We start from the raw sequence: 22,629 nt of genomic DNA, 5'->3' as shown, positions 1-22,629 counted from the left end.
TCAGCTTTGTACGTTGTCTAAATGATAAATTCGGGATGAATGAGCGTAAAAACCTATCTGCTGGTGGATTGTATGGGTGCGACCGTGTGACGATCTGTGCCTGATTATATCGGTCTGTCGCATTTCCCCAAATCGTGGCTGATACTGCGCTGTCGATATCATCGGTATTCGCCTGCGGAGGGTCGCTGTATCGCGATTCATATAATCTGTCTAATGTGCAAAGCTGAGTGACGAGGTTAACCCGCTTGAGGCATAACTCGACTGCATGGACGTCGTCAATCCTTCGACCGGTGAACGGATCGAATCGTACGAAACTCATACGAAAGACGACATTGACGGTTCTCTTGATCAAGCCACGACGGCCTTCGAGGAGTGGCGAAATCGTCCGCTCAGGGAACGCGAAGAGCTGCTCGAGAGCGCAGCTGAAGTCCTCCGCGAGAACAAACAGGAGTACGCCGAGACGATGACCCGAGAGATGGGTAAACCCATCACTCAGGCCGTCTCCGAAGTCGAGAAGTGCGCGTGGGTCTGTGACCACTACGCCAAGTCGGCCAGCGAGTATCTCCAGCCAGAAGGCCACTCCAGTCCGCCCGGCTCGAGCGTCAAGACCGTCTACGAACCGCTCGGCCCGGTTCTCGCAGTCATGCCATGGAACTTTCCCTTCTGGCAGGTCTTCCGGTTCGCCGCGCCGTACCTGACTGTGGGCAATGTCGGCCTCCTGAAACACGCCTCGAATGTCCCCGGCTGTGCCAAAGCCATCGAGGATGTTTTTAACGAAGCCGGCTACCCCGACGGTGTCTTCCAGTCGCTGCTGATTCCCTCCGATCTCGTTGACGACATCATCGCCGACGACCGTCTGCGAGCCGTGACGCTCACGGGAAGCGGTCCGGCTGGTCGGGCCGTCGCATCGACAGCCGGTGAGCACCTCAAAAAAACCGTCCTCGAACTCGGTGGGAGCGATCCATTCGTCGTTCTTGACGACGCCGACGTCGCTGAGGCCGCCGAGATGGGTGCCTGGGCTCGCAACCAGAACGGCGGCCAGTCTTGCATCGCCGCCAAGCGCTTCATCGTCCACACGGACGTTTACGACACGTTCGTCGACGAACTCGTCTCGGAAATCAAGTCCTACACGGTCGGCGATCCGATGGACGAAGACACGGACATCGGTCCCCAGGCCCGCCAAGATCTCATGGAGGAACTCCACGAGCAGGTCCAGCAGAGCGTCGACGCCGGCGCGGAAATCGCGACCGGCGGTGAACCGCTTGATCGGGAGGGGACCTACTACCTGCCGACCGTCCTGACTGACGTGCCCGAAGGCTGTCCTGCTGATGCCGAAGAGACATTCGGTCCAGTGGCCGCTGTATATGAGGTGGCCGACGAGGAGCGGGCGATTGCGAAGGCCAACGACACCGACTTCGGACTGGGTGCAAGCATCTGGACCGAGGACCGCGACCGCGGCGAGCGCGTCGGCCGGGAAATCAACGCCGGTTGTGTCTATGTAAACCAACTCGTCAAATCAGACCCCCGCGTGCCCTTCGGCGGCATCAAGGAGTCCGGATACGGCCGTGAACTCTCCGGTGACGGTATCAGGGAGTTCGTCAACAGGAAGACGATCTGGGTGGAATAAATGAAGGCATCGGACCTGTTGGTCGCGGCACTGGAACGCGAGGGTGTCGAGCACGTCTTCGGCCTGCCTGGCGAGGAGATGGAGGACCTGCTGTTCTCGCTGCGAGACTCGGAGGTGACTTTCGTGCCGGTGCGCCACGAGCAGGGCGCGGCCTTTATGGCCGATGTCTACGGACGGCTGACCGGCGAGGCCGGGGTCTGTCTCTCGACGCTTGGACCCGGTGCGACGAACCTGCTGACCGGCGTCGCCGACGCGCATCTGGACAAGAGTCCGCTAGTGGCCATCACCGCGCAGGGTGGTCTTGAGCGGCTCCATCAGGAGAGTCACCAGGCGATAGACGTCGTCGATATGTTCGAGCCGGTCACGAAATGGAACACCCAGATCGATGCCCCAGACATCATCCATGAGTCGGTCCGGAAGGCGTTCAAGCTAGCCGAGCACGAGAAACCGGGCGCGACTCACCTCGAACTCCCCGAGAACGTCGCAGCCGAGGAGACACTAATGGAGCCGCTCGCTGTCCGCGAGAGAGTCGAGTCCGCCGCACCCAACGCGCACGCTCTCGACCGGATGAAGGAGTTACTCAAGAATGCACAGCGTCCGATCATCATCACGGGCAACGGAGCCGTGCGGACCCAGGCAGCGGAACAACTTCGCGAACTCGTCTCCGTGACGGACCTGCCGGTCGTCTCGACGTACATGGGCAAGGGTGCGGTATCGGACGCCGAACGGCACTCGTTGATGACGCTCGGCTCCGGTGCACAGAAGGAAGGGACGTGCGCTATCGACGAGGCCGACCTGGTGCTCACCGTCGGGTACGATATTGCCGAACACGACCCGGCTGACTGGGGACACGGGAACGCCGATATCGTTCACGTCGACAGCGAACCGGCCGAGGTGTACGAAGCCTACTCGCCTGAGGTTGAAGTCGTCGCCGACATCGGACAGACGCTCCAGGAACTGGTCGACTGGTGTCGGGAAGCTGGACTCTCCTTCGACACTGACTGGTACACCGATTACCGGGAACGAATAGTCACTGATGTCGACCGTGAACCAGGGTCGGATCCTCCTTTCACTGTTCGAGACGTGTTGCCAGTACTCCGGGACGCGATGGCTCCCGAGGACGTGCTCATCTCGGACGTTGGCAGTCACAAGATGGCGATCGCACAGAGCTTCCCGACGTACGAGCCGAACACTTGCATCATCTCGAACGGTCTCGCATCAATGGGGATCGCGGTTCCGGGGGGTCTCGCAGCCGACCTGGCGGTCGATGCGAACGTCGTCGCAGCAACTGGAGACGGGGGGTTCCTAATGAATGCCGCCGAGATCGAGACGGCGACCCGGTCCGGTTGTGGCTACACCATCATCGTATTCAACGACGACAATTACGGACTCATTTCGGAGAAACAGCGCGACCACACAGGTGAGTCGTTTGGAAATCAGCTAACCAATCCAGATCTCGTGGCCTTCGCCGAGAGCTTCGGTATCGACGGGTACCGGCCCGAATCGGGACCCGACCTCCAGGAGGTGCTTAGGTCTGCAGTCGGCGATGACATGGCACTCATCGAAGTTCCCGTCGAATGAACACCCCCACCGATTCACAGAGCGAAGAATACGTCGCAATCATCGATCAAGACGAAGTCACCGACGAAGTACGGAACATCGCAGTCAAGTACGATCCGTTGAATCGGTCCGGACACGAGGGCTTTCACATCACCGATGATGGCGAACTCCACATCGACGAGAGCAAGGTGATGCGAGAGCACAAGCTCATCGAAAAGAAAATTCCCAACGACGCGATTCGAATCGTCCCGCTTCCGTCCGAAACAGGCCAGCTCGTTCACCAGTACGCCGAAAACGGATTTCGACTGTATAACCTCCCGGCTCCGGACGATGGAGCGGTTATCGGCCTCCTCGGCCGGAACGGAATCGGGAAGACCACGGCCTTGCGTATCTTGGCCGGTGAGTTGGTTCCGAACTTCGGAACACAAGACCGGATCGACTGGGACAGGGCGGTCGAATCGTTTCGGGGGACAACTCTCCAGACGCATCTCGAACGGCTCCGTGACGGAACGGTTACAACGGCCTACAAAAGCCAGCGAGTCGACTCACTGTCCGATACGGACGACGAGACGGTTCGACAACGACTGCTCTCGCGGTCGACCGACTCCGATGACCTCATCGATACACTTGGCCTCTAATCAATCAGTGGCCGGTCGCTAGGTGACCTCTCCGGTGGTGAACGACAGCGTGTCGCCATCGCAACGACGCTGTTGAGCGATGCAGACCTCTACTTGTTCGACGAACCGTCGTCCTTCCTAGACGCCAAACAGCGGTCGACTGTTTCGCACGTAATCCACGAACGTATTCAGGATACCGATGCGTCAGCGATCGTCATCGAACACGATCTGGCGATGCTTGACCTGCTCTCGGACGGGGTCCATATCCTGTATGGGGCCCCGGGTGGCTTCGGAGTCGCCTCCCAGCGACTCTCGGTTCGTGCAGGTATCAATCAGTTTCTGGATGGATACCTGGCCGAAGAGAACGTTCAGATCCGCGGCGATGCTATCGAGTTCCCTTCAGCCAGCGAGCGTGGGGTACCCAACAAGGACCCAGTCTTCGAATACCCGGAACTACAGAAGGAATTCACCGGATTCGCGTTGTCAGTCGATTCAGGCCAGATTTACGCGAGTGAATCGATCGGTATCGTCGGAGAGAACGCTCTCGGAAAGACGACGTTCGTGAAACTACTCGCAGGGGGTATTGAACCTGATAGCGGAGCTGTTCCGGGTACTCTTTCTGTCTCGTACAAACCACAGTACATAGCGCCGGATAGCCAGGCGACAGTGCGCGAACAGTTCGCAGCGGTTACTGACATCCACTCCCGGCGCTTCAAAACATGGATCCGAGACCCGTTCGATCTCGAGGTGCTGTACGACCGACATCTCGATTCCCTCTCCGGCGGCGAACTACAGCGAGTCGGTGTCGCACTGTGCCTCGCTCGCGATGCCGATCTGTATCTCATCGACGAACCGTCTGCGTTTTTGGACGTTGACCGGCGTGTGTCCCTCGCTGACCAGATTCATCAATTTAGCAAACGAATTGATCAACCGATTTTTGTTGTTGATCACGATCTCTTCGTAATTGATCGATTCGCCGATCGCTTAGTCGTGTTCGAAGGAACCCCAGGAGAACGTGGGCACGCGAAGGCACCACAATCGATACGAGATGGGATGAACACGTTTCTCTCGTCGCTTGAGATTACGTTCCGTCGCGATGAGCGCACGGGACGTCCCCGAGTCAACAAGCCTGGCAGCCAACTTGACCGAGAACAAAAAGCCAATGGAGAATACTACTATGATCGGCGTCGTTGATCAGGCCCACGCCGCCCCGTGCGAAGAGCATGTTCGGGTGGAACAGCAACGCGGCCCCCGGCCGGGTCTGGTCCCCGATCCGGCCTCGCCGAGGCCCGCGGCGCTGTGGGGTCGCGCGTTCGTCCGGTAGACCCCCACCCGCCGGAGCATCACCGTCGGTCCCGCGACGGCTTCGCCGTCGAAAGTGAGTATTTGTAATCGGTGCAGGCTACTCTGGAGCGTATTCTTCGTGAATCCGATCCATGCGCGCCGCCATTACGAAGTCGGTCTTGTGCAGTCCGTCGATTTTGTGCGTCCACATTTCGACTCCCACCTCGCCCCATTGAAGCGAGATATCTGGGTGATGCCACTCTTGTTCAGCAAGTTCCCCGATCTCGTACGTGAACTCAAGTGCATCGCGGAAATCTTCGAACGGATACTCCGCTTCAAGATGATGGTCATTAACGACTTCCCAGACATCATCGTCGATTTCAGTTAGGTACTCGGCGTACTCTGCCTCTGTGAGCGGTTCATCCTCTGATGTACAGGCCTCACATGCTTCGTCGGCAAGTGATGATGCCATGCCCATACGTTCGACGCGCTCGATACTTGTGTGTTCGTTCTTCGGTAGGCTGGCGGAAGTGGCCGGAACCAGTAGTGCACCCCACTGAAGACGGGGCAGTTCCACGGACATACTTGGCCTTACCTCGACGGGGATGCCCTGATCTCCTGATCTGGTCCCGCTACGCTACAGGAGAGCAGTCTAATCAGATATTCAGAACGTTCCAACTCCGTCGTGAACTCTACTGTAGCCCCGGACGAGGAGTACTCGTACACGCGGTCGAAGCCACTCTCTGAATCCGACGACGGTCTTGCCCGCACGGGACAGCGCGACGAACTGGTCGTTGTTCACCGATTGGGGGTTCGATCGCTGCCGGCCCGCTTACCGATGTACTCGCGTTTCTCCGGGGGATCTATTCGATGATTTCCGGGCCTGGCCGGTTATCGTGCAGGACGATATCCGCCGTTTCGAGCAGCCGTTTGGCCTTAACCGTCAGCAGCTCCGGCTCACCGGGACCGCTTCCGATGAGATACACCGTCCCTGGTTGATCCATCTCACTCATCGTAGACGTCCCGGTCGCGTGTCGTGTCGGCGGCGTCGATAAGCTCGGCGGCACCCCGGTCTGCGAGATCATCGGCGAACGCGCTGGCCTGCTTGACGTACTGTTTGGTCGAGAGATCGCGGCTCGCCGTTACCGATTCCTCGCCGTCCTGGCTATACACCTGCACGACGACGTGAACGAAGTTGCTCTCGACGATCGCATAGACCCCGATCGGTGCGATACAGCCACCCCCGAGGGTCCCGAGGATCACGCGTTCCGTCGTCGTCTCGATTCTTGTCCGGCGATGATCGACAGCGTCGTGAATCGCCTCGCTGGCGTCACTGTCATCGAGGGCCGTGACGGCGATGGCACCCTGGCCGGGGGCCGGCGCGACTGTCCGCGGCGGCAGTGTGACGTACTCGAGGTGTCGATCGAACCCGCTCCGTTCGATACCGGCGGCCGCGAGAACGATCGCGTCGAACTCGGTCTCGACGGTCCGTTCCATCGCCCGCCGTTCGATCTCGGCGAGATCGTTGAACCACTCGTCGACGGTGAGATTGTCATCGATCGCGCCGGCGGTCGCCGTTTGTGTTCCGTCCGTATTCTCGCCCTCGCTTTCGATGGCCTCGTCCTCCTTGGCGTCGAGTCGTGCCTGGTGTTCGGCCTGGAGGTGTGGCGCGAGGAGTTTCTCGATGCGGGTATCGATGTTCCCCCGGAGTGGTTCGACATCGAGATCCGACCGTCTGGCGAGCAACTGGGCACGCCGTCGGAGGCTGGCGGTCCCAACGCGTGCCCCTTCTGGGAGTGTCTCGAGGTCGTAACCGTCGGGAGAAATGAGGACATCCTCGGGCGATGCCCGTTTGGGGATGCCGGCGACAGTTAGCTCCTCGGGCTGTTCGGTCGGCATGTCCTTCATCGAATGAATCGCCCCGTCGAGTTCGTCCTCAAGAAATTCCTCATCGAGCGCGCGGACGAAGGCACCGGTCTTCCCGAGCCGATGGATGAGTTCGTCTCTGAGTTGATCGCCGCGAGTTTCGACTTCGACGAGTTGGACCTCGCATCGGCGATCCTCGAGGGCTTCCTTGACGATTGCCGCCTGTCGCTGGGCGAGGTCGGATCCCCTCGTCGCCAGCCGTAGGGTCCCGCAGGTGCTCATATCCTCGCATCGGCCGTCAGGAATAAAACCTCCTTCCTCATCGATGGCTGCACGCCACCGGCTGGCGTACCCGGTCTGATCCGTTCGAGTGTTACTGAGACTATATTTCCCAAGCGATCAAAGAACGGATGCATCGACACCCACGGGCAGGTGTCAAACGCGTATTCTCGAGGCTGAAGTCGTTCACCGGTTTTGACCGCGTCCGTGCACGCAAGGAAAACAAACGTCAACGTTGAGAGTCAAGCTGTTCTCTCGGCGGTGGCGCTGGTTGCAGCATCGCTGACCGCAAAACGGCAGGGAAAAACAGGATTGATACGATCACCAAGTCGGCTTATCTGACCAACAGTGCAGGGCCTTTCGACTCAATATTATCGTGTCACTCATGCTCTCCATCTTGCACGTCCTCAGCTTCGCATATGGTTTCTATCACAAATGGGGTACAAGATGCAGAGGGGCGCAACCGCGAGCCACTCATTTCAGCGAGCGCGTCAGCGCGAGCAGGGTAGGGTAGTTCACAAGGAACAACTTATTAAAATGGAAACCTTAGACACTAAAGATAACACATGTCCCTTTCCTTTGACACAACGTACAAAGATTTGGACTCCAACCTCTATTCGAGAGTGACGCCTGAAGATATCAATAATCCGGAGATTTTACTTCTTAATGAAGATTTGTGTGATGGCCTTGGATTAAATAAAGAGGATTTGAACAGTCAGATTCTTTCAGGGCAAAAACTTCTGGAAGAACCGATTGCTCAAGCATATGCAGGACATCAATTTGGAAATTATACTGTACTTGGCGACGGAAGAGCGATGATACTAGGCGAACATGTGCACGACGGTAGTAGATATGATATTCAACTGAAAGGCTCTGGGAGAACCCCTTACTCAGGAAGAGGCGATGGGAACGCAACTGTTAGTTCCATGCTCAGAGAGTATATTTACTCATACGCGATGAAAAATCTTGGTATAAAAACATCTAGGAGTCTGGCAGTAATCGAGACCGACGAATCAGTTCAGAGACGTAGAACAGAACCCGGAGCCATCCTTGTAAGAGTGATGAGAAGCCACATTAGATACGGCACTTTCCAATATGTGGCAAGTCAAGCATCCGAAGAACTTGAGGAATTCACTGATTATGTAATCGACAGGCACTATCCTCACTTGAATAACAAGGATAAAAAATACACAGATTTTTTTGATGAAGTTATGCGATCTTCTATAGATATGGTAGTTGACTGGATGCGTGTAGGATTCATACACGGCGTCATGAATACAGACAACATGAGTATAGATGGGGAAACATTTGATTACGGACCATGTACATTCATGAATTATTACGACGAAGATGCTGTCTTCAGCTCTGTGGACAAAAGAGGTAGATACTCTTTCGGGAATCAAAAACCTATTTTGAAATGGAATCTTGGACGTTTCGCAGAATCCCTACAACAGCTTTTTCAAGAATCATCTCACGCTTTTGATGAACTAGAAGCCAAGCTAGACAATTTTGAAGAAATATTTGATGCTAAATACTATAGTATGATGAGAAAGAAACTAGGGATCAAATCAGACGGAGAGGAAGCAATAGTAGATGCATTCTTAGACTGGCTTCGTGAATCTAGAGCAGACTACACGAATACATTCATAGAATTAGAAACTCCTGGCTCCTTTGATGACCCAGTCTATTCATCTGAAGATTTCAAACATATCCGGGATGAATTATCTGGTATCGGCTTGGATGGGAAGATGATGAAGAAAACTAATCCCCGTTATATTCCCCGCAACTACTTGATAGAAGAGACACTGAATGAGTATCTAGAAAAAGAAAATCTCTCTAAATTTAAGGATTTATTGAATGTCTTGGAAAATCCTTATGAATCGAAAGATGCGAATTCACAATTTCAACAACCGCCTTCAGAAAAATTTGATTCAGAGTACACAACTTATTGCAACACGTGATAGGATTTTTATAAGTGATTTTTATTTATCAAAAGCCGTTTTATTTGATTCACTGAATACCCAGAGAACGTTAGTAAAAAGATCATAAGACTCGCTCCCTCTATTCAGCACTCGATTCCCGATAGAGATTGGGAAGGTTCCTGGTCACAGCAGTATTTGTTTTCTCCGTTACCGTCGGCAGAGAGGTAGGAAACTCTTCTGCGACACCGTTCATGTTTAGCTAAAAATCACTCAGCTTCGCACGTTGATATAATAGCGTGACGAAGGCGGTAGGATGGATGATGCCGATCACGGACTTCTCTCGCGCTAACGTGCAATACTGAGATAGTTAGGATGACGTAGAGTTGGTTTCCCAAGCGATACCAAATGCCTCATAGTGATTATTGTAGGTCTGTTCCGGATCGACCGCACGCTTTCGTGCGGTCGTACCGGTAAATCGCTACAATAAACACTATCAGGGAAGACGCCGATTGGACGCTGCGAATCCGTACTCGGTCACAATCCCCACGATCCAAGGCCTTTTGCGCCTGTCGTACATTATACACACGCGACAATCACTACTGGCGACTCATACGGATTATTGCAAGCGTTTACCGGGTCGACCGCATGCAATCGTGCGGTCGATCCCGAAATGTCTTGGAATAATCCGTATCAGTGGAAATTGAGTACACAGGACGAACCGACGATGGAGTCGTCTTCGATACAACGCGCGAATCAGTAGCTAGAGAAACAGGATTAGCTGATTCACAGCCTGATCGGGAATACCAGTCAATAACGGTGGAAGTCGGCGCAGGTCGGATCCTTGGCGGATTGGAGGAGGCCCTAAGCGGGTTAGAGCAAGGGGCTACCCCCACAGTTGCGATTCCTCCAGAGAAGGGCTATGGCGAGTGGGCCGAAAAGCAGGTTCGAGAGTTCGAAACCGCAGAGCTTCGCCAGATGCTTGATGGCGACCTCCCCGAGGAAGGTGCGTACCTTGAGACGCAGGACGGTAACCAGGGCGAAGTCACGGACGTTGGTGATGATGTTGTTGAAGTGGATTTCAACAGCCCACTCGCAGGCGAGACGCTTGAGTTCGATATCGAGATTATCAACGTTAACTGACTCATCAAGACGGTAAGAGTGCTCTGAGCAGAAATTTCGTTTGGGCGGGAAGGCCCCCTCGTTTAAATAGTTGGTACGTCCTCGAGCCTTTTTGTTGCCGGAATAGCTCCTGCACAATCTACACTCTGAAGACACCACGCTGTCTCTGGTATCAATAGAGTGGTGGCACCGACCACTGCTGCATAATCGTGTGAAGCTCTGTTCAGCAATCCCTCTTCACGAGGTTGCGGTCCGTGGAACAAAACATCTATCCTGAATTAGTGTGACAGGTAAACATGGACACAGGCCCCCATAATGGTGCTTCGGGGGATTACGAAGAGAGCACCAGACCCTATAGATCCATCATCGAAGCGGTGCGGGACGGTGTGTTCGTCGTCAATCTGGACGGTACCATCACCTACGTCAACGACTCGCTTTGCTCGTTGACTGGACGTGAGCGGAACGAACTGGTTGGCAACACGTTCGACACGCTGGTTGAATCAGGACTGGTTGAATCCGCCGAGTTTGAGCGATTCGTTACGACCATCAACTCCATTGCCGACGGAGAAATCCAGGATGAAATCCTGACCTTCGAAATTGGTCAGGAAACCGAACAGATGGTAGACGTTCGCGTCTCGAAACATATCCGGGACGACGGCACTGACGATATCGTCGGCGTGGTCCGGGATGTGACAGAGCGCGAGCGAAGGGCCCGGGCGGCAGAACAAAAACAGGAGGTGCTGGCCAAACTCTATCAAGTTGGTGCAGAGGACGCTCTCACGTTCGAACAAAAAGCCGAGCGCATCCTCTCTATTGGGTGTAAGTACCTGGATCTGCCCTTTGGGTTCCTGTCGAAAATAGAGGAAGACACACAAGAGATTGTACACGCTGTTGGCGATCATACACTGCTCCAGCCAGACGAAACCGCACCGCTGGAACAGTCGTACTGCCGGAAAACCATCCAAAGCGACGACCTAGTTGGTATGCAGGACGCACGAGCGGAGTTGGGCGAAGACGACTCGGCGTACGAACTGTTCGACTTAGGCTGCTATATCGGAACGAAGGTCATGGTCGGAGAGAACCTCTATGGGACGTTCTGCTTTGCGGCCCCACACGACCGTGACCGGGAATTCAACGCCGGCGAACGGGAGGTGATCAAGCTACTTGGACAGTGGGCCGGGTACGAACTCGAACGGCAGCGGTTCGAAGATCGCCTGGAAAGTCTGCACGAAGTATCACAGCGGTTGCTGACGGCTGAAACGACGACGGACGTCGCACAGATCACGATGGAGATGGTCGTCGAGTTGCTCAATCTCCCGGTGAGTGCGTTTTGGGAGTACGATGCCACCGAAGACGTGTTACGCGCGGTGGCCGAAACAGACGAAGCAGTACGGGTCGTTGGGGAGGCCCCGACGTTCGAGCGAGGTGACGCACTCATTTGGGAGAGTTTCGATAGTGGCAAAATCCGGTACTACGAGGACCTGACCGAACAACCAGAAACCTACAATCCGGAGACGCCATTGCGGTCAGAGGTCCACGTTCCCTGCGGGAATCAGGGCATCATCACGAGTTCTGCGACCGAGCCACGTGCGTTCGACGAGATTGACATCGAAAGCCTCCGACTGCTTGAAGCGTTGGTCACGGAGGCTATAACCGCAGTCAAGCGCGAAGAACAGCTAGCCGAGCGTGGTGAAGCACTCCAGCGACAGAACGACCGCCTCGAAGAGTTTGCCGACGTCGTGGCACACGACCTCCGAAACCCAATGACGGGAGCGGTCGGCTTTCTCGAAATCGCCCGCAAAACGAACGAGTCACAGCATTTCGAGCGCGTCGAACAGTCCCTGGACCGAATGGAGGAACTCATCGACGAGTTGCTAATGATCGCCCGCGGTGATCGCCAGGCAATCAACATACGCACCCACCAATTACAACCAATCGTGGAGGAGGCGTGGTCATACACCGACGCCCCGAAAGCGTCCTTGTCCGCAGACGACCCGCTCGGTGAGATACAGGCCGATGAGACACGACTGCTGCAACTGTTCGGCAATCTCTTCCGCAACAGCGTCGAACACGGCGGCGACGACGTTACCGTGGAAGTTGGCCCCCTCGCTGACGAGGGGGGGTTCTACGTCGCCGATGACGGGCCAGGGTTTTCCGAGAAGCAACGGACGGAGATCGAAGCACTCGGAGACACGGACGAGATGTCGGGGATTGGAATCGGACTCATGAGCGTTATCGATGTCGTGGAAGCACACGGGTGGGACCTCTTAGTCCCCGCCACAGATCAGGGAGCACGCATCGAAATCCGAACTGGTGAACGGAGCGAATGACCCGTGGAACCAAGCGTCGCCGCGACAACATGTGGATAGGAGACACACATGACCGCCGAAATAGTCATTGCGGAGGACGATGAGACGACCCGGGAAGCCGTCGAATTCAACCTGACTGACAACGGATGGGACGTGGTGGCGTTCACAGATGGTGATGCGTGTTGGGAGCATCTCGGATCACGGACCAGCGATCCACCAGATCTCGTGGTGTTAGACGTAATGATGCCCGAACTCGATGGCCTTTCCGTCCTCGAACGTATCCGGGATCACGACGCACTCGTGGATCTGCCAGTTGTCATGTTGACGTCCCGCAACCGGGAGGAAGATATCGTGCAAGCACTCGACGCCGGTGCTGACGATTTTGTGGCAAAGCCCTTTTCCGAAGCCGAACTTGTGGGCCGAATCGAGGTCGTTCTCGACGCAGTCTGATACTCTCGGCTGTAAGTACCTAAAACTATTCGCCACCCCGGTGGCGAATTAGTTTCAAGATGTTACAGCCGACAGTATGAGTGTCGAGTAGTAGTCGTTCATATGCGTGGACCTTTAGGTATCAGTCTCGTTTCTTTTTGTAATGTGGGTTGCTACGCTGTTGGCCGTTGTTGGGATACTCGGCGTAGCACTGACCACGCAGTTTACGGGGTACCGTCTTGGTGGATCAATCACCGTGCCGGTACTCGCGGTGTACACGCTCAAGAACGTCCTGATGTTGCCTGTGTTCGTCCTCAGTACTATCGCAGCGTACATCGGCCTCTGGTATCTTCGACAGCGGACCCTGATCTACGGTCGAGGCGAATTTGTCGCCGCATTGATCATTGGAACGTCAGTCCCGTTGGTAACGCTTCTTGGGCTCATAGAGGTTGGGTTTGGTGCAGATCTCATCGTCTTACTCGGCAGCATTCTTCCGGGGTTAGCGGCGTACAACTTTCATAGTATCAAGCCGGAGTTTCGACGGAACGATTTACTCGCAACTATCGGCCTGTTCACGGCATTGTTCGCTCTCGGTTTTGTACTGGTCTCTCCCGGAATCGCTGCCCGATATGGGACGGTGACGCCACCGGTGTTGTTCGCAGCGAGCGCTGACGTCGCGGTGTATAATAATGCAGTCGTTGATATCCCAACAGAAGCGGTCGTCATATCGAGGGAAGTCGTGGCTGGTCTCTTTATAATTGGTCTGATTATATCCGAGCGCATCAGAGCGCAATTCGGCGTCCGGGTCGGCATCATCGCGGCTGTCCTGTTGGCAGTCTACGCCCTCACGAACTACTGGCTCATCGTGATGTACGTGGTTTTGTTCGTCCTTGCGTTTGGCTTTGTCCAGGCAGCGAACCACGCAACACTGCGGTATGGCAGGGTGCTCCTTGGAACCACTATCGCGTTTGCGGTTCTCATGGCAGTTCCACTCACACTGTTGTTCCCGATTGATCGTGGATTGTCTGCCTTTTTTGTCGCGTTCCTCGGTGGCATAATTGCATATAACGCTCACGTGACAGGGCCATTCGAGCGGCGGCTGGTACTACCACTCCAGGCCGTTGTGTTCGTTCCAGTGTTGCTCGTCGCACGGGTGTTCGCCACACCGGAACCGAAGGGTATCCCACAAGAACTCACGCTGCCTGTGATACTGACAGGTATACTCCTTCTGTTGGTAGGTCTGGGACTCGGACGCCGGTATGCGGTCGCCCAACCTGATGAGACTGAGGTACTGTCTGCGTCCGTTCTTTCGGAGGGTGACTCATGAGCACGTACACGACTGCCTACGAGATATACGGACGTGGGTTTGGGTGGTCATGGCGACTTCGCGTTCAGGAACGCGTGGTAGCGACCGGCGGCCATCACTACGATACATCACGAGAGGCCCGACAGGCTGTCGACCAAGTTCGAGGAGCAGTTGCCTCGCTCACCGGTGATGAAGAGGCGTTCGAAAGCGAGGATATCAGCGACCCGGCAACGATCGTCAGAGAAGACCCGACGCCTACTGGCGACCTTCCACAGGATCGGAACAATTGGGTGTGGCAATTGCAGACACCCGAGCGCACCCTCGCCAACAGCGCAGACCGGTTCCCGACCGAAAGCGATGCCAGGCATGCGTTGGATCGGTTCCTGGAGCGGGCCGCGGGGCCCTCCCCATGTTCATGGTCGGTGCCGAATACGAGTGGCGGGACGGACCACGGTCTATCGAGGTCGGGAAGCCGAGTCTGACCGGTATCATTAAAGAGTTAACACGAGGGTTCCGTCACCGCAAGGCACTCCGACGCCTGGACACTCGCATTGCCGTCGCGGGGAGCCGTGGCAAGACATCGACGACTCGCCGCCTCGACGACGTGTTCAATCGCCGCGGCTACGATACCCTGACGAAGATCACCGGGAACCATCCGACACTCATCCACAACGGCGAGGTTCACCCCATCGAACGTCGGGGCCCTCGGACGACGCTGTACGAGAACATCAGCGTAATCGGGGAGTTCGCTCCGGAACTCGATGCCTATGCCGCCGAGGATATCGGCATCTTCGAAAATCAGGGCATCACCGAGTACACGACGCGGCTTATCAATCAGCAACTGATCAATCCGGACATCGTCATTCTCACCAACGTCCGGCAGGATCACAATGACACGCTTGGCAAGACGCGGACCAATATCGCCCGATCATTCGCGCGGTCGGTCTCCGCCGGGACACACGTCATTAGTGGGGAACAACACCCTGTTCTCCACGACTACATGCGAGAGGAGATCGAACGCCGAGGGGGCACCATCGAGCAGGTCGTGATTCCCGACCGGCACGAGGGGATGATCGGGGCAGAGACTGCGCACGCGATCGACGCGGTTCTGTCGTTTCTCGACGAATCGCCGCTCCCTGACGGTGAACTCGAAGCGTTTTTGGACGCGATTCAGCCGGAGTGGACCCGACTTCCTGACGGTCGTGTGTTCAACGCAGCACAAGTGAACGACGTCGAGAGCACGGAGATGGTCCGTCAGGCACTCGTTTCGGAAGATGAACAGATACTCCCGTTCGTCTATCTCCGCCGAGACCGGCGGGGTCGAACCGCCTCGTTCGCAGAGTACGTTGACCTCCTCTACGACCAAGGCCACGTCAATGAAGCCCACGTTGGTGGGGCCAATACGCGTGCGTTCGCTGAGAATACCGAGCTGCCGGTCATCCGACACGACAAAGGAAGCGACGCCGAGACTGTGCTGACCGATCTTCTTGCAGAGGGCGAGCCTGTCGTCATCATGGGAAACACCGTCGATGAGTTCATGCGTGAGTTCGAGGAGGTTGTACGTACTCAGGAACAGGAAGCGCCCGAATCTATCAAACCGACGTAGAACTCTATTACCGCTCATTAACGAATAGGTTGTGCCGACGAGTACGATGCCAGCGACGACCAGGAAGAAGCCCAATACCGGAGCCTATCGCGGTACTACGGTGCGGAGGGTGAAGTCGGGATGGATGATAAGTGACACCTGCTATTTATAACCTATACAGCAGTAACGTCCCAGAAGCGTGCCGAATCCTCTACAGGAGTTTGGATCTATCGATCTCGACTTTTCGTCGAATCCCGAGCTGGCGGCAGAGTTTCCTGATAACTCGAAGGCACTCCTGATACTTGGTTTCGAGCTGCTACACGCAAAGATGTGGCCGATGGCATCCATCTCGGAGCAACTTCAGGCCTACCTGAACCAGGGCTTCGATCCAGCCGAAGCCGTTGGCGAGCTTGACCTCGTCACCGACACCCTCCCGTTCTGGAAGCTGGAGAAGAACTGGTACAAACTCGACAGTCAGCATCGCCCCGGTGAGAGACGACACTGGAACCGTCACGAATTACGTCGGGTTTCAGGAAGACATCTCTGAGCGTAAAGAACACGAGCAGGACTTGCAGCTGTTCAGGAAGGCTGTCGAGAACGCGGGACATGCCGTGTTCATTACCGACAGAGAGGGCACGATAGAGTACGTGAATCCGATGTTCGAAGCCCGGTCTGGCTATACACGTTCGGAAGCTGTTGGTCGAACACCCCGCATTCTTAAATCAGGCAAACAGGACGAAGTGTTCTACGACCGGATGTGGGAAACGATTCTCGCAGGCGACCAGTGGGATGCCCATCTCGTGAATCGCCGGAAAAATGGGGAATTATATCATGTCGACCAGACGATCACGCCGATACCGAACGACACAGGAAAGATCACGCATTTCGTCACGATCGAATCCGACGTGACGAACCAGCAGTTGCGCGAACAACAACTCGACGTTCTCAATCGCGTGTTGCGCCACAATCTCCGGAACGGAATGAACGTCATCGAAGGCAACGCGCCCATGCTCCGAGATGCGCTCGACGACGAAGAGCTCCGACCGCACGCGAGAGCGATCGAAGAACTGGCAGCGGCACTGTCAAGTCTGATACGGATTGCGCTAGGTCATTTCCGCGTCGACCGCCCGCAGTCGGGCGGTCGTCGCGGTAAACAGTTAGCGCAATCCGTATGAGTGATCAAGCCGGGACTGTGCGTTCACTGTTCGGCACTGGATCACCAACCGAGACTGCCTGCGACGTGACTCAGCTTCTGACCGAAGTCGTCGACGAATTTTCCGACACGTATCCTGACGCCACACTCACGACCGGCGAATCGGATTCCGTTCACGCTAAAGCAGATAGTCGGTTGAAAATAGCGCTCACAGAACTCCTAGAAGACGCGATCACCCACAACGACCAGCCCACTCCCGAGGCGACGGTTACGACCAGGCAATCAACTGGCGATCGAACCGGCCAGTGGATCGACATCGAGATTGCGGATAACGGACCGAGCATCCCAGATCATGAGCAAAAAACGATCGAAACAGGGGTGGAAACCCCGATGCAACATGGGACTGGCCTCGGACTGTGGATTGTGTACTGGACTGGGTCGCTGTTCGGGGGCGAAGTCACACTCGAGAACAACTCGCCGCGTGGAACACGTGTTGTATTGCATCTCCCTCAGGCGTCGGTCGATTCCTCGCTTGAGTGATTGGTAAGATAGCGCTGTGTATCTTGCACAATCATAACTGCCAAGTCCGAGACTCTTGTTTCGCTGTCTTCGGTAAGAGCCCCGTCTTATTTGAGCCGTTCTTGAAGAACAGTCGGGCAAGCCGTGGTCACGCCCTGAATGGAGAGGATCTGATCGCTAACGATTTCATTCAGCTCGGTACTTCCTGTCGCCTCGAGTTCGGCCATCAACATGTGGTCCCCGGTCGCGGTATATAACGCAGTCAGCGAGTCGAGATCACTGAGTTTACTTGTCGCCTCAACGTACTGGTCGCTCTCGACGTCAATTCCCACCATCGCAATGCTCTGGTGGTTGACTTTCTTTGGATCGATTTCGACAGTGTACCCGACGATAGCGCCTTCCTCCTCGAGTTTCTGGATATACTTCCGAGCGGTAGGTCGCGCGACGCCAGCTTGGTCGGCGATCTCTCCGAGGGAAGCTTTCGGATCCTCTTTGAGAATAGAGAGCAGACGATGCTCAAGCTCCTCAGCGTCCATTGTGTCTACTGTTATATGAAGCGGTGATCATCGTGCTGGCAGTCGTGTTCAGGTGCGGAAAGATTCGCCACAGCCACACTCCGAGACGACGTTGGGATTTTCAACATCAAAGCCTGCGCCTTGGAGACCCGTCTCATACTCAACAACACTCCCCCCAATATATTGGATACTCGCGGGATCAACGAACACTCGCAGGCCGTGGTGCTCGTAGATCATATCATCTTCGTCGGGACTCGTATCGAACCGCATCCCATATGATAGACCCGCGCATCCTCCTTGCTGGACGAACAGCCGGAGTCCTGCCGTGTCAGTGTCCAAGCTTTCTTCCTCTAAGAGAGCGAGAGCCTTATTCGAGGCAGCTTCTGAAACTTCGATTTCAGGTTGTTCACTCTCCTCGGCCGTCGTACTCATACGTTGAGTTGATTGGGCCAGGGTGTTAACCATGGCGCTCAAAACTGTGACGTAGAGTTAAGGCTCGAAATTGTCGAGAGACAGCTATACGCGTGGGCTCAGAGCGGTAGATTCCGCTGAAGACTGCCATCGCCGGACATCGTGAAGTACTCCCGCGCACGGGGCGCGGGGCGTCCGTGTTTAGTCCTGCATTGCTGACGCAACGGACTTTAATTCCTCTCGCGCTCCCATCGCTGGTCGCGCCGACATACCGTCGTCGGTAACACCCGAACCCGATATGGGTCCGTGAGAGTCGGCCGCTCCACCACGGCCCGATGCCGCCCGTCTCACCTTCCGAACGCGCGGAAGGGTTTCGAGAGACGGCACATTTCCAGTTTCTCGTTCCAACCAGTTCTGCACCACGCACACCGCCGCCTTCCTATCAGCGTGGTCTTGGAACCCACACTGCTGGCATTTGAATCGCTTGTTCTGGCGATTCGCCCGTTCCGTGTGCTGGCACTCCGTTCGCGGGCATCGCTGACTCGTGTACTCAGGATCAACCTCATCCGACGGAATCCCCTCCCACGCAGCCTTGTACGACACCATGTCTTGGAGTGTAGCGAACGGCAGCGAGTGGAGGCGACGGTTCATTCGCGTACCGTAGTCGATGGAGTCTCGCATGTCTTTGAGGTCTTCAAAAACGATCACTGGGTCGGTGAATTGCGAGACCCATTCGACTACTCTCCGTGAGACTTTGTGCAGGCAGTCATGCACGTAGTCGCGTTCCTCAGTCTGAACGACCGTCTCAAACGCGGTCTGGTTGGCTTTCTGCATCCGCTTGCGCTTGGTGAAAAACTCGTGACGCTGTTCTTTCACCGACGGGTACTCGAACACCACGGAGTCTTTCATCGAACCACTCCGACTCATCGCAGCGAGTGCGATGCAGTCCTCGTTCACATCCACACCGACGATCGTGTCTGCATCGTGCTTGCTGGCGACTCGATGCGTCTCGTGTGTAACTGTGAGGTGGAGTCGCCACTCATCGTGCTTGTGGACGACTTCAGCCGTTCCAACCCGCCACTCCTCATCGGTGAACGCAGTTCTGAGGCGGTCGAAGTGGTCGGGACTGCCACGAAGTTCGCCTTTGACGTGCGTGCCTCTCGTGGCAGTGATACGGAATCGAACCGTCCCGTGGTCTTCGGGGAACAGACGGTAGCCTTCGCCGTGGTTCATCACCATCGGGTACACCCCGTCGATGTATGGGTATGGACGGCCCCAGTCGTCGTCTTTGTTGTCGTGGTGGGTCTCGATTTCACCGAGTGCCTTGTCAACGATGAGTTGGCTAGTGTTGTTGACGTGATCGGCGTTGTCAACGACGGCCGGTTTGATGTCATCCCAGTTCCAGCCCTGTCGGTCGAGGCGGTTGGTTTCGTTGCGGATGCGGCGGGCCTCAAGACAGCCCGTTTGCAGGTCGTCGCCACTCCCCGTGTGGATGTCTAAGCGGAACGACAAGATTTGGGTGAGTGTGGACGACTGCACTAGGTTTAGATATGGTTATTCACTTGTTAAAAGTTCGCGTTGTGACGCGCTTCACCCCCGACCACGGTGGGTCGGGGTACTCGCGCTGCTATTCTTTATAGAAACCGATCGTCGGACCGAGTTGACCGGATCATGGGCCGTGAGGCGACAAGCCACCCTATTTCAATGTGATATCCGGCACATCGAATCGGGGGACGAACGCAGACACAGAGGATGCCTTGTAATAGTCGTCTTCAGAATCTCATGACGATGTGGACGAATTCTTGAGCGCGTGTTGCCCAATATCTCGTAGTGTGTTCGACTCCTGTGTCTCGCCGAACCGTCTTTCGACGGATCGCCCAACGACAATACGGTGAGTGGCCGGCGTATAATTCGACACCCCTGTACGATCGAACGTCACTCGCCGGACTGGAATCCGATATCCGGACAGTCTCAGAGACGTGGTTCGAACATGAAAGTCACGACTCCGTCGAGGGGTTCGTCTGTGCACTCCCCTTGGCCTACTTCCGGTTCAGCGCCCACGACCGGTATGCGGGGCCGACCCGCTACCAGATGGACACCCTCTTTCGGGTGTTCGTACTGAAAGAACTCCACAGCTGGGAGCACGAAACAGCACTCGTCGACTACCTAAAGAACCGTCCTGAACTCTGTGAGCAACTGGGTTTCGAGACGATCCCGGACCAGTCGACACTGTGGCGAAGCTGGCACGAGCGGTTCATCCCTGACCTCCGAGAGACAGTGGAGACAGCCGCTCGAACGATCCTCATCAAAGCCCAGAATGCGGGTGTCGAGACTCCGCGTGAACCGACACGAAAGCTCCGATACCACGGGGACGAGTCTGGTGAGTCAGACCCGGATGATCAAACTACGTTGGAGCAGGCAGAGAAAGTCACCGACCACGTCAGTCGCGTCCTTTTCCCGGCGTTTTCGCTGGATCGAGGTGAGGGCTGTGAGATCCACGAGAACGCGTACTGGGACCTGCAGACGTATCTCGGACTTCGTGAGCGGCTGGCTGCGAACGAAGGTGCTCGTAGCTTCACCTACGAGTCAACTCGAGAGCGGACGCCGTTAGGTCACGCCCATCGCGAGCAGATTCGTAATCTCTCGGTATCAGAGACTCGCGAGATGTACCGACAGGCCGTCAACACGCTCCTGAGCGAAGTCGAGGAGACAGAGGAGTTCTTCCGAGCCGGAATCATCGCCATCGATATCACCGAGGCCAACCCCTTCACCGGTGATAGAACGGGCCACGAAGACGAAATCATCGGGACGAAGGAGAAGACCGACGAGTACGCCTACCAATGGGCGACAGTCCAGTTGGTCGGCAACGCTATCCCACTCGTGCTTGATGCCCGCCCGGTACGGAAAGGCGAGTCACGTAAGGAGATCGTCGGGGATTTGCTGGATTCGGCTGAAGAGCTCGTCCACGTCGATAACGTGCTGATGGACCGGGAGTTCGATAGTCAGCACGTCCTGGAGATGCTTAGCCAGCGTGGCTTGTCGTATGTCGTGCCGAAGCGGATGCAGACCAGCGAGAAAGCCCAAGCCAAGCGATTACTCCAGCGGGACCAAGACCGGTATGAAACCGACCGGAAGCTCCATCTGGGCAAGAACGAGTGGCACGAAACGACGCTGGTCTACCGCCGGAATGAAGACTCCGAGCACGACGATCACCGGCAGTACTCGGTGTTCATGACGAATTGCGGGAGTGGGCACCTCACGGAGTATGGCTATCGCTGGGAGATCGAGAGTGGGTACAGGTCGATCAAACGGTTCATGGCAGCGACGACGTCGAAGGATTTCGGGCTTCGATTCTTCTACTTCGCGTTTGCGTGTCTGCTGTACTCTATCTGGCGAGCGGTCGATCTGCTCGTGCAGGTTGAGTTGACCGGCGAGTATGAGCACTCACCGCTGATTACAGCGGACAACACGCTGACGCTGTTGAAGAAGGAAACTGGGATCGGGTAGAGAGACACTCAGTCATGGTTAGCGCGCCGTCTGAGTGGCTACGCTGCTGGAAGTCTCAAAAATTTGCCCATATAGTTGGGTGTGTGACAAGAATGCCGCTTCGAGAGCCATCTGAGGTAGTTTCCACAGATCGAACCGGTCAAATTCACGCATCACAGACTCGCTAACACCGATGTAGTCTCAACTTCCAATGGTGCTGCCGCGAGTCGTGGAACGTCGGAACGGAACTCTCACGGCGAGAACAAGCCATTATATCTCCAACCGAAACGGGTGTACAGGTCGAAGCTCACCACCGACGCCCTCGCCGCCCCGTCGACCCAGGGGGAGGAACCGGTGGGGCCGACCGTGGGACAACTCGCGTCGGGCGAGGGACCCCCCTCCGGGGGCCGCCACGGCGCGTCCCCCTCGGTCACGCCGATCGGCGAGGAGGATATCGAGGAACTGACCGAGGAGAGCCTGTTCGACCCGGCGGCGACGACCCGGATCGTCGTGCTCTGGATCCTCACGCCGTCGCTGTCGGTCGTCGGCTCGTATCTCCTCTTCGCCCTCGTCCTGTGAGCGCCGGTCCCGCCGCCGGACGAAGTTTAATGCACCCGTCCGCCGAACGCCCGACCATGGCTC

At 56.1% G+C, this 22,629-nt stretch carries 20 protein-coding genes and 1 pseudogene; 15 read left to right on the top strand and 6 right to left on the bottom strand.

Annotated features, from left to right (window positions below; all coding sequences use genetic code 11):
- The first annotated feature begins 265 nt into the window (after positions 1-265).
- From NO364_RS06380 to NO364_RS06365, 4 genes are read left to right on the top strand one after another with little or no spacing between them, the layout of a single operon-like run.
- Positions 266-1,627 (top strand): NAD-dependent succinate-semialdehyde dehydrogenase, encoded by a 1,362-nt coding sequence (locus tag NO364_RS06380; protein ID WP_251330872.1) that lies wholly within the window; start codon positions 266-268, stop codon positions 1,625-1,627.
- Positions 1,628-3,208 (top strand): acetolactate synthase large subunit, encoded by a 1,581-nt coding sequence (locus NO364_RS06375; protein ID WP_257628825.1) that lies wholly within the window; start codon positions 1,628-1,630, stop codon positions 3,206-3,208.
- Positions 3,205-3,825 (top strand): ATP-binding cassette domain-containing protein, encoded by a 621-nt coding sequence (locus tag NO364_RS06370; protein WP_251330874.1) that lies wholly within the window; start codon positions 3,205-3,207, stop codon positions 3,823-3,825. Before NO364_RS06375 ends, NO364_RS06370 begins: the two co-directional genes overlap by 4 nt.
- Before the next feature lie 3 nt (positions 3,826-3,828).
- Positions 3,829-4,998: a ribosome biogenesis/translation initiation ATPase RLI gene (locus NO364_RS06365; RefSeq protein ID WP_256476701.1), complete on the top strand. Its 1,170-nt coding sequence runs from the start codon at positions 3,829-3,831 to the stop codon at positions 4,996-4,998.
- A 208-nt stretch (positions 4,999-5,206) separates the two neighbouring features.
- Here the strand turns inward: NO364_RS06365 and NO364_RS06360 are convergent, their stop codons facing one another.
- The 3 genes and pseudogenes from NO364_RS06360 to hemC all read right to left on the bottom strand — a co-directional run bounded on the left by NO364_RS06360 (position 5,207) and on the right by hemC (position 7,236).
- Entirely contained in the window at positions 5,207-5,560 is a 354-nt protein-coding gene (locus NO364_RS06360; RefSeq protein ID WP_246989819.1) for a 4a-hydroxytetrahydrobiopterin dehydratase, read from the bottom strand.
- Positions 5,561-5,839: 279 nt separating this feature from the next.
- A pseudogene (locus tag NO364_RS18280) lies at positions 5,840-6,101 on the bottom strand (SAM-dependent methyltransferase); the annotation flags it as partial.
- Positions 6,094-7,236, bottom strand: a complete 1,143-nt coding sequence (gene hemC / locus NO364_RS06350) for a hydroxymethylbilane synthase (protein ID WP_420191852.1) — start codon at positions 7,234-7,236, stop codon at positions 6,094-6,096. The pseudogene NO364_RS18280 and the gene hemC, both read right to left, overlap by 8 nt.
- A gap of 563 nt (positions 7,237-7,799) precedes the next feature.
- On the opposite strand from hemC, the gene NO364_RS06345 reads away from it, so the two are divergent.
- The 9 genes from NO364_RS06345 (at position 7,800) to NO364_RS06305 (ending at position 17,596) form a co-directional block, all read left to right on the top strand.
- On the top strand, positions 7,800-9,194 hold the full coding sequence (locus tag NO364_RS06345; RefSeq protein ID WP_257628824.1) for a protein adenylyltransferase SelO: 1,395 nt from the start codon (positions 7,800-7,802) through the stop codon (positions 9,192-9,194).
- Between the two features lie 654 nt (positions 9,195-9,848).
- A complete protein-coding gene (locus NO364_RS06340) occupies positions 9,849-10,295 on the top strand; it encodes an FKBP-type peptidyl-prolyl cis-trans isomerase (protein WP_257628823.1) in 447 nt (148 codons plus the stop codon).
- Between the two features lie 275 nt (positions 10,296-10,570).
- Positions 10,571-12,604, top strand: coding sequence for a GAF domain-containing protein (locus tag NO364_RS06335; protein WP_257628822.1), 2,034 nt, complete (start codon positions 10,571-10,573; stop codon positions 12,602-12,604).
- Positions 12,605-12,652: 48 nt separating this feature from the next.
- Entirely contained in the window at positions 12,653-13,033 is a 381-nt protein-coding gene (locus NO364_RS06330; protein ID WP_257628821.1) for a response regulator transcription factor, read from the top strand.
- A gap of 142 nt (positions 13,034-13,175) precedes the next feature.
- Entirely contained in the window at positions 13,176-14,339 is a 1,164-nt protein-coding gene (locus NO364_RS06325) for a poly-gamma-glutamate biosynthesis protein PgsC/CapC (protein ID WP_257628820.1), read from the top strand.
- Between the two features lie 388 nt (positions 14,340-14,727).
- A complete protein-coding gene (locus NO364_RS06320; protein WP_257628819.1) occupies positions 14,728-15,924 on the top strand; it encodes a Mur ligase family protein in 1,197 nt (398 codons plus the stop codon).
- 178 nt (positions 15,925-16,102) lie between these two features.
- Positions 16,103-16,450 (top strand): hypothetical protein, encoded by a 348-nt coding sequence (locus tag NO364_RS06315; protein WP_257628818.1) that lies wholly within the window; start codon positions 16,103-16,105, stop codon positions 16,448-16,450.
- Positions 16,392-17,078, top strand: a complete 687-nt coding sequence (locus tag NO364_RS06310; protein ID WP_257628817.1) for a PAS domain-containing protein — start codon at positions 16,392-16,394, stop codon at positions 17,076-17,078. Before NO364_RS06315 ends, NO364_RS06310 begins: the two co-directional genes overlap by 59 nt.
- On the top strand, positions 17,075-17,596 hold the full coding sequence (locus NO364_RS06305) for a sensor histidine kinase (protein ID WP_257628816.1): 522 nt from the start codon (positions 17,075-17,077) through the stop codon (positions 17,594-17,596). Before NO364_RS06310 ends, NO364_RS06305 begins: the two co-directional genes overlap by 4 nt.
- 86 nt (positions 17,597-17,682) lie before the next feature.
- Here NO364_RS06305 and NO364_RS06300 read toward each other — a convergent pair whose 3' ends face one another.
- The 3 genes from NO364_RS06300 to NO364_RS06290 form a co-directional block, all read right to left on the bottom strand.
- Positions 17,683-18,111, bottom strand: coding sequence for an Lrp/AsnC family transcriptional regulator (locus NO364_RS06300; protein WP_251330875.1), 429 nt, complete (start codon positions 18,109-18,111; stop codon positions 17,683-17,685).
- Between the two features lie 48 nt (positions 18,112-18,159).
- Positions 18,160-18,522: a HesB/IscA family protein gene (locus NO364_RS06295; protein WP_251330876.1), complete on the bottom strand. Its 363-nt coding sequence runs from the start codon at positions 18,520-18,522 to the stop codon at positions 18,160-18,162.
- Positions 18,523-18,702: 180 nt separating this feature from the next.
- Positions 18,703-20,040, bottom strand: coding sequence for a transposase (locus NO364_RS06290; protein ID WP_257628815.1), 1,338 nt, complete (start codon positions 20,038-20,040; stop codon positions 18,703-18,705).
- 291 nt (positions 20,041-20,331) lie between these two features.
- Here NO364_RS06290 and NO364_RS06285 point away from each other — a divergent pair, with 291 nt between their 5' ends.
- Positions 20,332-22,008 carry a transposase gene (locus tag NO364_RS06285; protein ID WP_420191853.1) on the top strand — a complete coding sequence of 559 codons (1,677 nt, stop codon included), beginning with the start codon at positions 20,332-20,334 and terminating at the stop codon, positions 22,006-22,008.
- Positions 22,009-22,278: 270 nt separating this feature from the next.
- Entirely contained in the window at positions 22,279-22,566 is a 288-nt protein-coding gene (locus NO364_RS06280) for a hypothetical protein (RefSeq protein ID WP_257628814.1), read from the top strand.
- Positions 22,567-22,629: the final 63 nt, after the last annotated feature.

Source organism: Haloplanus salinarum, assembly GCF_024498175.1.
GTDB lineage: Archaea > Halobacteriota > Halobacteria > Halobacteriales > Haloferacaceae > Haloplanus > Haloplanus salinarum.
This window is presented reverse-complemented; position numbering and strand designations above follow the sequence as displayed.

Excerpts from the sequence above, each read along its gene's own strand:
- NO364_RS06380 (WP_251330872.1), top strand. The coding sequence starts at position 266 with ATGGACGTCGTCAATCCTTCGACCGGTGAACGGATCGAATCGTACGAA.
- NO364_RS06375 (WP_257628825.1), top strand. The coding sequence starts at position 1,628 with ATGAAGGCATCGGACCTGTTGGTCGCGGCACTGGAACGCGAGGGTGTC.
- NO364_RS06370 (WP_251330874.1), top strand. The coding sequence starts at position 3,205 with ATGAACACCCCCACCGATTCACAGAGCGAAGAATACGTCGCAATCATC.
- NO364_RS06360 (WP_246989819.1), bottom strand. The coding sequence starts at position 5,560 with ATGGCATCATCACTTGCCGACGAAGCATGTGAGGCCTGTACATCAGAG.
- hemC (WP_420191852.1), bottom strand. The coding sequence starts at position 7,236 with ATGAGCACCTGCGGGACCCTACGGCTGGCGACGAGGGGATCCGACCTC.
- NO364_RS06345 (WP_257628824.1), top strand. The coding sequence starts at position 7,800 with ATGTCCCTTTCCTTTGACACAACGTACAAAGATTTGGACTCCAACCTC.
- NO364_RS06335 (WP_257628822.1), top strand. The coding sequence starts at position 10,571 with ATGGACACAGGCCCCCATAATGGTGCTTCGGGGGATTACGAAGAGAGC.
- NO364_RS06330 (WP_257628821.1), top strand. The coding sequence starts at position 12,653 with ATGACCGCCGAAATAGTCATTGCGGAGGACGATGAGACGACCCGGGAA.
- NO364_RS06325 (WP_257628820.1), top strand. The coding sequence starts at position 13,176 with ATGTGGGTTGCTACGCTGTTGGCCGTTGTTGGGATACTCGGCGTAGCA.
- NO364_RS06320 (WP_257628819.1), top strand. The coding sequence starts at position 14,728 with ATGTTCATGGTCGGTGCCGAATACGAGTGGCGGGACGGACCACGGTCT.
- NO364_RS06305 (WP_257628816.1), top strand. The coding sequence starts at position 17,075 with ATGAGTGATCAAGCCGGGACTGTGCGTTCACTGTTCGGCACTGGATCA.
- NO364_RS06300 (WP_251330875.1), bottom strand. The coding sequence starts at position 18,111 with ATGGACGCTGAGGAGCTTGAGCATCGTCTGCTCTCTATTCTCAAAGAG.
- NO364_RS06295 (WP_251330876.1), bottom strand. The coding sequence starts at position 18,522 with ATGAGTACGACGGCCGAGGAGAGTGAACAACCTGAAATCGAAGTTTCA.